Source organism: Pelosinus baikalensis (genome assembly GCF_020819555.1).
Classification (GTDB): domain Bacteria; phylum Bacillota; class Negativicutes; order DSM-13327; family DSM-13327; genus Pelosinus; species Pelosinus baikalensis.
Genome location: NZ_JAJHJB010000017.1, coordinates 37,926 through 52,637 on the forward strand (window position 1 = coordinate 37,926; position 14,712 = coordinate 52,637).

A 14,712-nucleotide genomic window follows, 5' to 3' on the forward strand; every position below is an offset into this window, starting at 1 on the left:
CTGTTTAAGTTCCTAAAAGCTAAAGCACCCAGTGAAATTCTAGTTTGAATTTCGCTGGGTGCTTTGTATGAGACATATTTGCCATATTCGCTTTTTTCGCGAGAGACTTCCGATGTGGAGCTTTAGGGAAGCCGTCTCCTGGGTTTGATCCCTTGCTCTAACAATTCCTTATCTAATCTTGCATAGGTAATGTTTCTATACTCTTCGAATGAAATTTCGCTAACTATTTCAGTGATATGACCTACCAGGGAAAGATTATATATAGCATCTTCTTTTTGCTTCTTGATCATCACATATTGTTTCCCATCCATATCCGTAATCAATTTAAGTGTAATATCAATGTTCTCCGTTTCCTCACCCACAATTGTGTCTTTCGTTGTTCTGTAGGTTCTATACATTTACATTGTCCTTTCCTTGCAGAAATTCGAGTCTTGTCCCTCGTAAATGGAACGAACGTCTCCCATTCGCTGCGGCGAGGAGGAGTCCCCGCCACATGCTAGTAGGGTGTTCTTGCTCCAGATTTTACCTTTTCTCTTACCTTGTACTGATACCAATTTATATCCCCCCATCTTCATCCTGTAGGAGGTTTCTTCTATCCGCTGATGCGGATAGAAGAAACCAGCATACAGTTTGTTTCAGGGGAAATTAAAAAAACGCATGCGAGGTCTTTTCAACCTACACATGCGCTTTGCTTCGTTTTGATTGCATGCAGACGCTAAGCTTTTGCCAAAAACTACAATGCTACTATACCTACGTACCATCTCCCTTGTTTTCAAGGGAAAATCACGGTATAATAAATTGTCGTCGTAGACAGCTAGCTGTTACGTGTAGGTGCCAGAACACCTGCTCGTGCCTGGGAGTGTTCCACCACTCTCAGGACACGGCGACTTTTTTAATTTCCACCTATTCCTAATTATATTACATTTCTTAGGGATTGCAAGCAAAAGTAAAGTGAAAAATGAGTTCTTATTTCAAAAATTATGTTTTTCAAAAGGACGATGGGGACGATGTAATCACATTTAAAATGATTGGCTTTATTAGTTAGTCTTTTCTATTAATTGTGCCATAATATAGTAGGATATAGGGAAAGCCACTATTTACTTTTATAGATAAATAGTGGCTTTCCCTATTGGTTAGGATTTAAGGTGGGGTGGGGGTTTAGTGAAGAAAGGCGTTAGTTATGTAAATGATCGTACGTTAGGGGTAAGTTATTATTTAAGCCTTTTGAAAAAAGAAGCTGATGAATATCCAGCCCTGTCGTCCGGAACGCAGCAGCGCAGCCTTGGAGATAAAGACTCCACATTCGGACAAACTGGTCGTCAAATTTCTCTTTGACGGTATCGATGTGGTCGGAAAAATTATGATACCAGCAGTCAAGAGTCTTGGCATAATGCATGCGGAGACTTTCCCCATGGAGAAGATGGAAATCGTATTCCGGCAGCTGCCATATGACTTCGCGCAAAGAAGGGACATAGCCGCCGGGGAATATGAATTTCTTGATCCATGAATTTTCCGGTTTGCTCTCAGTGGTATCGGTAATTGTATGAAGCAGCGACAAACCTCCTGGCGTCAGCAGGCTGGATACTTTCTCAAGATATTTAGGGATGTTCTTTTTACCTACATGTTCAAACATGCCGACGCTGACGATTTTATCGAAACAGTACGTTTTCTCGTCCAGGTCAAGATAATTTAACAGTTTTACGGTTATTTGATCGGTTAGGTTTAGACTGGCAATACGCTGCTGGCTTTTTTGGAATTGTTCTTCACTCAAGGTTATACCTACAGCTTTGACACCATAGGTTTGCACGGCTTTAATGATGAGCCAGCCCCAGCCGCAGCCTATGTCGAGTAAGGTTTCGCCCGGTTTTAGATTCAACTTCTTCAAGATATAGTCGATTTTTTGCAACTGAGCTTGTTCCAGCGTATCGTGTGGATGTTTGAAGTAGGCGCAGGAATAGCTCATCGTTTTATCAAGCCATAAAGAGAAGAAATCATTACCAAGATCATAATGATGTTGAATATTCTGTTTGGCTTGAAATCGACTGGTTAGCCCACTCATTGCTTGAACAGTCTTTGTTAAAACACTGTTTTTTGCGAAAACCTGGGGATTGGCATCGAGTAGCCGGAGGAAATCTTCCAGTTGCCCCTCATAATCAAGATCTCCGCTCATATAGGCTTCACCCATAGCAAGGACAGGGTCATTGGCGAAATTGAATGGTGGCACCGTTTTAAAAATGAGCTTGGTTTTCCCTCTTGACTGACCATAGGCAATTTCTTCGCCATCCCAGTAGCGGACACCAAGGCTGCCGTGATCAATTTTTTCAAAGATGGTATTTAGAATTTGTTTTTCCAAAAGCGATGTTCCTTTAAGCTTCATAAGAAAATCACCAACCATTTAGCTTTCTTTTCATTTTCTTCCTTTTAAAAAGGAATGTCAAATATTGGAGAGGTACAAAATTTCGGAGAATCACGGATTCTTTCCTGAAAAATGCTGATAAATGACTCACTACGGGAGCAGAATGGAGAATTAGGGGCAGACTTGATTAGTAACATCAGCAAAGCAGAAAATCTTTGCTGATGTTTATTTTTGCAATTAGAAATGAGGTAAAAATTAAGTTTATATTACTTTTTTAAAGGGGTTAATTAACTATTATCGAATAAATAGAAATAAATGGAGAATTTAGGTGACAAAAGTAGATACAGACATCTTTTGAGTAAGGGGGGAATTAAGTATATAGTGTAATCATGCTTAAATAGTGCGAATCTTGCGATAGTAGAAAGGGGGGGCGTCTTGAAAAAAAAGATAGAAATGCTGATTAAATGGCTGAAAGATAAGTTTGCACGAAAATTTCTGTATTCGTTTAAATCTACTATTCTCAGTTTTTATATACCGATCATTATCTTCTTTATCTTTATTACAGGGATGACATCATATTTATTGGCTGCATCGCAGATTGAGGAAAATGCGTACCATAATATTAAAACCATTGTTTTTCAAACAGGAAATTATCTTGATAATCGGTTTGCTGATGCGCTGCAGCAATTGAATGCAGTGTCAAATGAACCTGATCTTCTTACTGTTATGAATAAAGAACCTGAGGATATTAGTCCTGAAGATTATTTGAAGGTACAATCTCATGTTAATGGGATTCGATCGGTTAATGGAACTCTGATTGACTCGATTTACATCAATTTCCATAATGGCAAGTTTGTTTTTTTTAGAGGTGATGATTCCAGTTCCATGCTCAAATTTATTTATAAGCAATATCGTAAGAGATATACAGACAATCCGTATGATATATATTGGCAGAATTCCCGCTCGGAAGACATACAACGTGGAGAAAATCCGAGTAGAGTTATCAGTATGTTCAAACTTTTTGGACGGGAAAATGCAAAGATTAATGGAATTATTTTATTTAATTTGCGGTATGATTTTTTTGAGAGAGTTTTCAGCAAATCATTACTTAGTAAAAGTGGATATTTAATATTAGTGAATCAGGAAGATGCAATGACTTTTAAAAAAATTGACGAAAAATATCAGATGAATAACGAGGTAATAAAAAAATTACAGGAAACCAAGGAGAAAGAAGGAAGGCTTGAATTTAAAACCCATAAAGGCAAGACAATGGTTGTTATCTATGATACTCTGCAGACCAATCAATGGAAGCTTGCGGCTGTATTTACACAGGAAGAAATTTTGGATCGAGTTAAGTATATAAAATATATTACGTTGTCGCTGATTGTTTTATTAATTATAGTTGCTGTATTTTTGACAAATGTGTTGGCTATTTATATCACAAAACCGATTTCAGTTCTGACGGATAGTATGAAGCGCATACAGGGGGAGAATATAAATTTTGTTACTGATACTCATCCATTGAATGAGATGGGAGTTTTAAATCAGGGAGTAAAAGATTTGGTAGAGCGAGTAAAAGATTTGCTGGAGCAGATTAACATCGATCAGGAAACAAAGAGGCAGTTGGAATTTTCGGTAATACAGACACAAATTCATCCACACTTTTTGTATAACACATTGTATTCCATTAAGGGATTATGTGATATGGGATTGAATGAAGACGCCAGTGCGATGATTACAGCCTTAGCAAATTTTTTCCGCATAAGTATTAGCTGTGGTAAGGAAATTATCAGTGTTGAAGAGGAGTTTTCTCATATACGTAATTATTTATTTATTCAAGAGATGCGCTATGGTGATGCCTTTTCTTATGAAATTAATGTGAAACCTGAGATTTTATCCTATAGTATTGTGAAATTAACACTGCAGCCACTGGTGGAAAATGCAATTTATCATGGCGTAAAGCAAAAGAGGGGAATTGGCTGGATTAAGGTAAGCGGCTATGAACGGGATGGGTTCTTATGTTTTGAAGTGCAGGATAACGGACTTGGAATGAATCGGGAGAGGTTGCAAGAAGTTCGGAGCAGCCTGGATAATAGAGACCAAGGGCTTGAGAAGCTTGGTCTGGGTGTGCGTAGTGTTTATGAACGACTCCAACTTCATTATGGAAAGGAAGCTGGATTGCAGATTGCAAGTGAGTTGCATGAAGGAACGGTAATAAAAGTTATCATTCCGATGAAACAATTGGAGGACAGGCAAAATGCATAGAATTTTAATTATTGATGACGACCGAATTATTCGCAAGGGGCTGGCTAAGACAATACCTTGGGAGGAGTATGGGTTTCAGCTTGGGGGAGAGGCGGCTGATGGGGAACAGGGGCTCAAACTAATTGAAGAATTTCATCCTCATATTGTAATATCTGACATTAGGATGCCATTTATGGATGGTCTGGATATGGCACGTATTGTTAAGGAACGATATCCGATGATTAAGTTAATTCTTCTTACAGGATATAATGACTTTATATATGCACAACAAGCGATACAAATAAGAGCTTTTGATTATTTGCTTAAGCCGGTAGATAAGGAAATCCTACTAGAAAAAGTAAGAAAAGCAGCTGGAGAATGGGATGTCGAGAATAGGGCACAACAAAAAATAAGTGAAGCAAAGCCTTTTTTTAGAAAAGCCTTTTTTAAAAATTTGACGGAATGTAAAGAAAATAATAAAGAAGAGCTAATACAGGAAGCAAGGTCATTAGGTATTGAATTAACAGGTCAAACTTTTATTGTTTTTTTAGTCAAGATAGATGAGTATTATAAGGAACTAGTGGGGACAGTAGAGCAGCCTATTGAAAAAAGAGAAGCGTTAAGGTACTGTATTTTCAATATTTGTGAAGAGTTAATATTTGCTGAGGGAAAAGGAGGCGTCGTTGAATTAGAAAAGGATGAACTGATTCTAATTTATTCTAGCAATGAAACCTGCGAAAAAGCAGAAGAAAATGCAAGGGCTTTAGCAGAGCAGATTAAAAATACGGTAGAAAAATATTTAGAAACAACAGTGACGATTGCTCTTGGGGGAGCGTATCATGGAATCTCTAATATTGAATCATCTTATGGGGAGGCACGGTCTGTATTTAGTTATCGCCACTTTATTGGTAAAAATAGAGTTTTCTCCATGTTGGACGTTGGTGGAAGATCGTCAAGTTATGATAAGAGTGTAAAGATCAGTGGGCAAGAAATTGAACTTGTGGATAAAGTAAAGCTTGGTTTGGTGCAAGATGCTTTGCATTTTGTCGATGATTTGGAAAGTAAGATGATGCAGCAAAGTCATATATCACTGTATTATGTTCGCCTCCTTGCAGTACAGTTAATTATATCTCTATTTCGAGGTGCGGCTGAGTGGGCACAAGAATGGGAAAAAACGCAGCAGGGAAATGTATCTATTTACTATAGTCGAATTAATGAAATGCAAACCATTCAGGAAATTACGAACTTGATCAAGTTTGTGGCATGTGATCTTGCTCAATTTATGACAACGCAGCGTGAGAGTCACAGGAGTGGGGTAATAGGAGAAGCCGCAAAGTATATTGAAGAACATTACGAAAAGCAGGGATTATCATTACAGGAAGTAGCTAAGCATGTGCACATGAACCCGGTTTATTTGAGCACACTGTTTAAGCAGGAGAGAAACATTACCTTTTCAGATTTTTTATTACAGCTAAGAATGAAAAAAGCGATGGAACTTTTGAGAAGCAATAACATGAAAACCTATGAAGTAGCAGATGTAGTGGGATATAGCAGCCCAGAGTATTTTAGTGTCTGTTTTAAAAAATATACGGGTGTTCCACCTATTGAATTTAAAAATAAGTTATAAATTTAAGGCAAAAGGCACCTTACGATTTGCGTAAAGTGCCTTTTTGTCTACGATTTTTTATCAAATTATTCAGATTAGAAGAATAATTCCATTTGAGCATATGTCATATGTTTATTGTCCGTACCGGCAATATCATTCCCATTTACAGCTTTACCGGCAATGTAGAAAGCTTGAAATTTAGTATTTTTAATGAAGGTATAATCTAATCCAACTTCTACACCTTTAATATTGTTCATACGAGCTGCTTTAGCATTATCATGACGGAAACCAGTGGTCACGTCACTGCGGTCAAAGCCATCTTCGGCATATCTGTAGCCGACCCAAGAACCCCAGGTGCCAACTTTGCTTTTATCCGCTTTGCCGTAATCTAGTTTAATTTCATAGCCTACAGGCTTATCGTTTGTAGTAGCCACCTTACTACTAAGAGTACCAGCAGCGTCAGTTCCCATAATTTTAGTAGCTCTGTTTTTAGCGTATTCAGCGCTTAATGTTATGTTTTTAATTCCGCTATATTTAAAGCCGATACCTATTGTGTCATAGCTACCACCTGTTATGCCCCTATCTTCGACAGGATTCTTTAACCATTGAGCAGCCATAGTGAAGTCGGGAGAGAAAGAGTATTTCAACTGAGACAATTTGTACCAGGTATTAACCTGCTTGAAGGCAGAAGTTGATTTAGTAGTATAAGTAGGATTGCCATTTTTATCAAGAACAGGATTGCCACTTGAATCAACAACAGCAGTAGTAGTATAAGTAGTAGTACTATTAGTACCGCCATGTTTCATAGCATACATGTCTAAAGTTAATTTATTGCCGATAGTAACGCCTGCGCCGTCCCAGTTATCTTTATCCCAGCCGGTATAGGCATTGAAGGTTTTAAAATTGCCGCGGCCTGCCAATACATGCATTCCGGCAACGTCGCCTTCCACATAAGCACGGGCCAGGACATTCAGGTTGTCACTGCCGCTGCCACCATATTTAGCGGCTTGCGATTCATAGCGGGCAGATACTTTCCAGTTATCATCCAAAGGAGCGCTCATATTCAAGCGGAACCGCTCTTGGCCATTTTTCCGTTTGTCAGAATTAGCATCGCTAAAACCTGAAACGCCATCACCAGCATAATCGTAGCGGATGCGTAATTCACCACCAATTGTAATTTTGCCAAGAGCGTTAACTTTCTTTTCTAAAGTTTTTACACGAACCCCCAAATTGTTGAGTTCGTTAGCATATTCTGCAGAAAGTTTGTCAATCGCAGCTTTATCAGCAGCATCTGCTTTGTCGACATGGGTCATTGCTTTGGCAACCAATGAAGCCATTTCATAACGAGTGATAGCGCGATCACCGCGGAAATCGCCATCGTTATAGCCATCAATAAGACCTGCTTTTACTAGTTGTGTCACGGCAGGATATGCCCAATGATTGGACGGGACTGTTGTAAACGGATTTTCCGTTCCGGTTGCCGCAAATGCTGTACCTGCAACACTACAGCCAAACATTACAGCAAGTGCCAGAGTTAAACTTTTTTTCATGTTTTTCTCCTCCTAGTTTTTTTATATAGTAGGGGAATCAAATAGAGTATATTGAGTTGCACATGTTCCCTCAACGGTTCTATCCTATCCCTATATCTATTACCATCATTAGAACGGTCTGGCAAAATCTAGTATGCACCTCCAATGCCGACAGTCCCGATGGTCAAAGACCCTGAATAAGTAAATTTTTGTATTTTATTTCAAAAAATGTCTACTTTTACTTTAAACAAATTAGAACATTTTGACAATTTAATATATTAAGATTATTCTTCACTTTCTTAAGTTTAATAGCGTCCATTTTTAATATAAATGACATAAGGGTGAGTTAGACTAGCAGGTGCATCTTGTAAAGCTATTTTTCCATCTGGTAAATTGGAAGCCATACTGATCTGTCCCTTTGGTGCTTGGTGCAGCTATAAATCCATTGCTATCAAGGAATCCTCTGTCTCTAGATACAATGTCACATGACAAAAGTAGCTGTAGAAGAAATATTGCTTAAGATTTTAAATAATTATCTGAAGAAATTAAATTTACAGAAAATTGATTGTTGTTTATACTGCAATAAGTCAAGCCTGAATATTTAAAAGGAGAGGATTTGTTATGAAACAAAATCGATGACCAATAAAAACTTAGTGAATGATAGTTATCATTAGCTATTAGAAGCGTTGGACCGTTTTGAAAATGCCAAGTAGTCAAGTGATGAGAAGCATATTAGGAGGTAGTTACTACATGAAGAGAGCAAATCGGTTATCGTTGGTATTAATAGTTTTGCTAGTGATCTGTCAAGTGTACGGTTTGGGAGGGGATATGGTAAAAGCATCTGCAGCCACTGTACTGCCACCGCAAAACTTGAGAGTTCCAGCCCTAGCATATGATGAGAAAAGCATTGTGTTAGTATGGGAAAAGCCCGAGAATTACTCGAACATTGTAAACTACAATGTTTATATGAACGGTAAGTTGGTAGGCAATGCGAATGAAAGCAATCATTCCCTGGCAAAAACAAACATTGATAACTTCTATAGAGATGCTAGTAATAGTGCTGCACAAAAAATAACGATGCATAATTACACTGCTACTAATCTTAAGGCGAATACAGTCTATACTTTTACAGTCAGGGCAGTCGATAAAGATGGAAAAGAATCACCCGACAGTATTCGCGTGAAGCAATCTACAACAGCGATTCCTAAGATATTTAATGTTGTTGACTATGGAGCAGTTGGGGATGGCGTTACATCAAATACAAAGGCCATTCAAGCAGCAATTGACGCCTGTACTCCAGGCGGAAAAGTGTTGATACCTGCCGGAATATTTAAGACAGGAGCTATTTGGCTCAAAGGTGATATGACGTTTGAAATTGGTAAAGATTCAACTCTCTTGGCTACAGAAAACGCTGATGAGTATCCTTATCACTATTTGTTATATGATTATTCTACAGACGAGCGTTTTTACTCACTGATCAATGCCCATACCTATGACTATGGCAGTATCAAGAATATTCGAATTGTGGGCGAAGGCACAATTGATGGCAATGGCTGGATACAAGACGGCTTTGACAAAGAAGACTCTTCATTACCCGTATATCTTCCAGCTAAAAATAGCAGCAAAGATAACGTTCTTGATCCTAATCATGCTCTTAATATCGGTATACTGGCAAAAACCAGTATTGAAAAAGCAATGGCAATGAATAAGATGAACTTTAAAGCCGTTTATCCTAGAAGACCAAGTATGATTACGTTAAGAGGTGTTACGAATGTGTACTATGGTGGTTTTACCGCAGTAAATCCTGCCAACCACACTTTGATCAACTTAAATTGCAATAATGTAACAGTAAATGGTGTAATTATGAAGACTTATGATGCTAATAATGGCGATGGAATTGAATTTGCTCATGGAAATGGTTTGACTGTATTTAATACTTTCTTTGATACAGGTGATGACTGCATGAATTTTGCAGCGGGGCAAGGGGCTGCTGGTCAAAAGGAAGAATCGACTAAAAATGCTTGGATTTTTAACAATTATTTTAGACAAGGACATGGAGCTATTGTAACAGGAAGTCATACAGCTGCATGGACAGAGAATATATTGGCAGAAGATAATGTTATTAATCATACTGATACAGGTCTTCGCAGCAAAACAAATAACGCTACTGGCGGTGGTGCCAGAAACATCTTGTTCAGGGATAATGCGCTGAAAGATATTAAACTGCAAGCATTCATCTTTACGTCAGCTTATTCTGATCCAAATGCAGTAGTCGAATTTGAACCTGCTTCCGCACCAGGACGGTTCAAGGATATGACTATTAAAAATTGCACGGTAGACACCACTGGTGCTCCTGCCATTGAAGTAGCAGGAGTAAGTAACGGGTTTCATGAAAATATTAATTTTGAAAATGTGAAATTCTATAATGTAAAACCTACCAAAATTGATTATTTGAAGAATAGCTCTTTTAGCAAAGTCACATTTGACAATAAGACGCCCAATCCGTGGGTTATTACTAATTCGATAGGACTTTCCTTTGATAAGGATACTACAGCAACGCCAGTGACAACTGATGCGTCAGTTGGTCCAGTCTGGTCAGATAAGAGTACATTATTGGCCGATGCCATCGAGGAAAGCAGTGTAACCCTGAAGTGGACTGGAGCAAAAGATAATGTGGCGGTGGCTGCATATCGGATATGGAATGAAAATTCCGTAGCAGCTACAGTTTCAGGAAATACATCAATCCATAAGGTTACAGGTTTGGCACCAGCTTTATCCTATGATTTTAAGGTAGAGGCGTCCGATGCAACAGGAAATTGGACACTCAGCGGACCAAGCTTGAAAGTAGTAACAAAAGGTGTGAAGGACAATGTGCCCCCTGTAGTGCCTGAAGGAAAAGAAATTGTAAAATCCGTTAAAGTAGGTACGACATGGGTGAATATCGCATGGAAACCTGCGACAGATTTGTATGGTATAAAACAGTATGCCATCTATGAAAACGACAAGCTGGTAACTGTTGTTGCTGGCAATACAAGTGCTTATAATGTTACAGGGCTCGTGCCTGGAACAAATTATCTTTTCAATGTGAAGGCAGTAGACGCTTCTGGGAATGAAACTGTATACGGCTTAAGGTTAGAAGTGACTACGAAACCGGGGTATGACACTGGGGCACCAAAGTGGCTGGCAAATAGTAAAATAACCAGTAGTAACGTAACGAATACAAGTGTGACCCTTAATTGGCCCATGGCTGTAGATGATAAACAAGTTGTTGGTTATAGAATATTTCAAGATGGAAAACCGATAAAAAACGATACAGAGTTTACTCTAATAAATACGGCGTATACCGTTGAGGGCAACGCGTTCACTGTGATAGGGCTCGCACCTAATACCACTTACACCTTTAAAGTGGAAGCTGGTGATACTGCAGGAAAATGGACTGGAACTGGTCCAAGTATACGTGTAACTACGAAAAAGTAGTAAGTTAAAGATGAGTCAGTAATAATAACAAACCGTCCTGGACCATTGAAAGTTCAAGGGTTCAGGACGGTTTTTCATTAGTGTAGTGGAAGAGTAAATAAGAATTACAAATAACAATGCATCAGTTTAAGGTATAAAAAATAATCCTATCATGGAGGTAGCTATTATGAATTATGGACAACAAATTCTGGGTCATGAAGTAGAAACAGAACAAGGGTGGGGGCAAATTCAGCACATCCTAAGTCAAATTATTCCTCCTACTTTTCCTCGTCGTGATTTTGTAGTAACAGATTTTGGTGCAGTTGGGAACGGAATAATGGATTGTACAGATGCTTTTCGCAGAGTAATGATGGCAGCTAATATGGCTGGTGGAGGGCGGGTGGTAGTTCCTGCGGGGATTTACCTTACAGGGCCTATCCATTTTAAGAGCAAAGTCAATTTGTATGTGTCTAAAGAGGCTACCATAAAATTCAGCCAAGATCTAGAAAAATATTTACCCATGGTGCTGAATCGGTTTGAGGGAGTGGAACTTTACAATTATTCTCCTTTAATCTATTCCTATGGTGCCGTAAATATTGCCATTACTGGGGAGGGGATTCTTGATGGTAACGGTGATAATGAGCATTGGTGGCCATGGAAGGGGTTAACCCAGTATGGTTGGCAAGAAGGGCAGGTGCATCAGGCTGAGGATCGTAATGTGCTGTTTACTATGGCAGAGCAGAATGTACCTGTAGAAGAAAGAAAATTTGGCAGCGGACACTATTTGCGTCCAAGCTTTATACAGTTTTATAACAGTAAAAATATCTTAATTGAAGGTGTTACAGTAAAGGACTCTCCCATGTGGCAGATTTCTCCCGTGCTTTGTGAAAATATCACGATTAATAGTGTGAAAATCATTGGGCATGGTCCTAATACTGACGGTTTTGATCCGGACTCCTGTAAGAATATCTTGATTAAAAATTGCTATTTTGATAATGGAGATGATTGTATTGCCATTAAATCAGGCAGAAATGGTGATGGCAGGCGAATCAACATTCCCTGTGAAAACATTGTGATCCAGAATAATTATATGAAGGACGGACACGGTGGCATAACCATCGGCAGTGAAATATCAGGTAGTGTTCGCAACGTTTTTGCTGATCATAATGTGATGGATAGTCCCAATTTAGATCGTGCATTACGATTTAAAACCAATTCTGTACGTGGCGGCATCATCGAAAATATTTACTTTAGAAATACGACTGTAAAAAGTATTGACGAAGAAATTTTCATAGTCGATATGGATTATGAAGAGGGAGATGCCGGAGAGTATACACCTATTGTGCGCAATATCTTTGTTGAGAACTTAGAGAGTTACGGCGGAAAAACCGGAATTTTGATGAGTGCATATGAGCGCACCCCCATTAGCAATGTACAATTCACGAATTGCATATTGCACAATGTAGAAACCCCTTTTGTCTTGAAAAATGTTGAAAGATTAGTATTTAAAAATGTCAGTATTAATGGGAAACATTATGATGACGTATAAAATAGCTTATGATAAGAGTGCAAGCCACATTGGTTTGCACTCTCATTATAAGCTGCAATAAATATATTAAAATAGTTAATAGTTATCTTAATATATCAAATTCTTGGAAAATTGTTTTTATTCTATAATTAAGGAAATGAAGCTAAAAGAATGAAGGTGAGCAAATAACTATGCAATTACAAGAAAAAGTTAAGGCACTAAAAAATCAGGTAAAAAGGAGGCAGTCTTCGCAACAAGAGAATACGTTTGATTATGAAAAGTGGCTTCCCTATCTTTTCATCTCCCCTGCGCTGGTATTTATTGCAGGATTCTTATTTTATCCACTGGGTAATGTCTTTTATTACAGTTTGCAGAATTATAATGCCAATACACCGTTCTATAACGGCTTTGCAGGTTTGGATAATTTTGTACGCATTTTGACCCAAGATCCTCAGTTTTATGCCAGCTTGTGGATTTCATTCAAATGGGTAGTTTCACAAGTTTCATTACAGGTATTCTTTGGAATGAGCATTGCACTGCTGTTAAATCAAAAGTTTAGATTTCGTACTTTTTTCAGAGCAGCTGCTTTTACACCGTGGGCTATTTCCGGTGTACTGACTTCTGTTATGTGGTCATTAATGTACAATGAACACATGGGTGTTGTTAATGATTTGTTATTAAAAGTTGGATTTATTGAACAGAGACAGGCATGGGTAGCAGATCTTGCTACCGTTTTCCCGGCAGTTGTCGTTGCAGAACTTTGGAGAGGCATTCCCTTTTTTGCCATCACATTGCTATCTGCTTTGCAGAGTATTCCTGAAGAACTTTATGAGGCAGCCAAGGTTGACGGGGCAGGACGCATAAAAACATTTTTATATGTGACCTTACCCCAACTGAAGAACACGCTTATATTGACAACATTATTGCGTTGCGTCTGGGAGTATAATAATGTTGATTTAATTTTCAACTTAACAGGAGGGGGACCAGCACATCATACAACTACGTTGACTATGTATGTTGCTGAATTGGCAATTCGCGAAAATAATTTTGGGTATGGTTCAGCGATAACGGTCATATCCTTTGCTATTTTGCTCGTATTTGTAGTTACCTATTTGAAAATTAGTCGTATGGAAAGAGGTGCCGAAGTATGATGAAAATCAGCCTCCAAAAGAAACGATTTTTTACATTGTATTTTCCATTATTGATTACCATGACATTCATCATGTTTCCTTTTTACTGGACCGTGAATACAGCTATCAAGAATGAGGGAGATATTGTCAAAACGCCATTGGAGTATATTCCAAGCCAGATTACCTTTGATAATTTCATAAATGCCTGGAATAATATTGGTTTTGCATTGTTTTTTAAGAATAGCTTGTTTCTAGCTGGTTGTACTGTTATATCTGTAGTTTTTTTTGCTACTTTGGTAGGATATGCTTTAAGTCGATATCGTTTTAAAGGGAAAAAAGCCTTTTTGCTTCTGTTGTTGTGTACTCAGTTTGTTCCTGGGGCGATGCTCATTATTCCCTTGTTCATTATCTTCAAGAATTTGGGTCTCATCAGTAATCCACTATCCCTCATTATTGCTTATACTACTTTCCAAATACCGTTTAATTCTATACTTATGAATGGGTTTATCTCTAATGTGCCAGTGCAGCTTGAAGAGGCGGCAATGGTAGATGGCTGCAGCCGTCTGCAGGCCATTCGCCATGTTATCTTTCCCTTATTGTTACCAGGAATCGTAGCGACGGGCGTATTTACTTTTATCTATGCCTGGAATGAATTCTTATTCGCCTTTATGCTTACGAACAAGGCGGCAAATTTTACCCTTTCGGTTGGGCTAAGCTACATGATGGGAGAATTCAACATTAATTATGGTGCCCTTGCAGCTGGCAGTGTAATTGCATTAGTCCCTGCAATTATCATGTTTGCTTATGCACAGAGGTATCTAGTTAATGGTTTGGGAGGTGCTGTAAAAGGATAATTTTAGATG

The 14,712-nt window shown here is 38.4% G+C and carries 9 protein-coding genes; 6 read left to right on the forward strand and 3 right to left on the reverse strand.

The annotated features are described in order from the left end of the window. Positions 1–122: 122 nt before the first annotated feature. The gene (locus LMF89_RS13125) at positions 123–398 is read right to left on the reverse strand and encodes a hypothetical protein (protein WP_229535483.1); all 276 of its coding nucleotides are present in this window, start codon (positions 396–398) and stop codon (positions 123–125) included. 776 nt (positions 399–1,174) lie between these two features. After that, the gene (locus LMF89_RS13130) at positions 1,175–2,377 is read right to left on the reverse strand and encodes an SAM-dependent methyltransferase (RefSeq protein WP_229535484.1); all 1,203 of its coding nucleotides are present in this window, start codon (positions 2,375–2,377) and stop codon (positions 1,175–1,177) included. Positions 2,378–2,791: 414 nt separating this feature from the next. Between LMF89_RS13130 and LMF89_RS13135 the strand changes: the two genes are divergently transcribed. Next, a complete protein-coding gene (locus LMF89_RS13135; RefSeq protein WP_229535485.1) occupies positions 2,792–4,621 on the forward strand; it encodes a sensor histidine kinase in 1,830 nt (609 codons plus the stop codon). Beyond that, positions 4,614–6,227: a response regulator gene (locus LMF89_RS13140; protein ID WP_229535486.1), complete on the forward strand. Its 1,614-nt coding sequence runs from the start codon at positions 4,614–4,616 to the stop codon at positions 6,225–6,227. The genes LMF89_RS13135 and LMF89_RS13140 overlap by 8 nt, the downstream gene beginning before the upstream one ends. Positions 6,228–6,301: 74 nt before the next feature. Here LMF89_RS13140 and LMF89_RS13145 read toward each other — a convergent pair whose 3' ends face one another. Then, positions 6,302–7,756 (reverse strand): putative porin, encoded by a 1,455-nt coding sequence (locus LMF89_RS13145; protein ID WP_007960455.1) that lies wholly within the window; start codon positions 7,754–7,756, stop codon positions 6,302–6,304. A gap of 729 nt (positions 7,757–8,485) precedes the next feature. On the opposite strand from LMF89_RS13145, the gene LMF89_RS13150 reads away from it, so the two are divergent. The 4 genes from LMF89_RS13150 to LMF89_RS13165 all read left to right on the forward strand — a co-directional run bounded on the left by LMF89_RS13150 (position 8,486) and on the right by LMF89_RS13165 (position 14,703). Next, on the forward strand, positions 8,486–11,212 hold the full coding sequence (locus LMF89_RS13150; protein ID WP_229535487.1) for a fibronectin type III domain-containing protein: 2,727 nt from the start codon (positions 8,486–8,488) through the stop codon (positions 11,210–11,212). A 166-nt stretch (positions 11,213–11,378) separates the two neighbouring features. Continuing rightward, complete coding sequence (locus LMF89_RS13155; RefSeq protein ID WP_229535488.1) at positions 11,379–12,740, forward strand: glycoside hydrolase family 28 protein; 1,362 nt, start codon at positions 11,379–11,381, stop codon at positions 12,738–12,740. 170 nt (positions 12,741–12,910) lie between these two features. Next, a complete protein-coding gene (locus tag LMF89_RS13160) occupies positions 12,911–13,870 on the forward strand; it encodes a carbohydrate ABC transporter permease (protein WP_229535489.1) in 960 nt (319 codons plus the stop codon). Further along, entirely contained in the window at positions 13,867–14,703 is an 837-nt protein-coding gene (locus tag LMF89_RS13165; protein ID WP_229535490.1) for a carbohydrate ABC transporter permease, read from the forward strand. Before LMF89_RS13160 ends, LMF89_RS13165 begins: the two co-directional genes overlap by 4 nt. Positions 14,704–14,712: the final 9 nt, after the last annotated feature.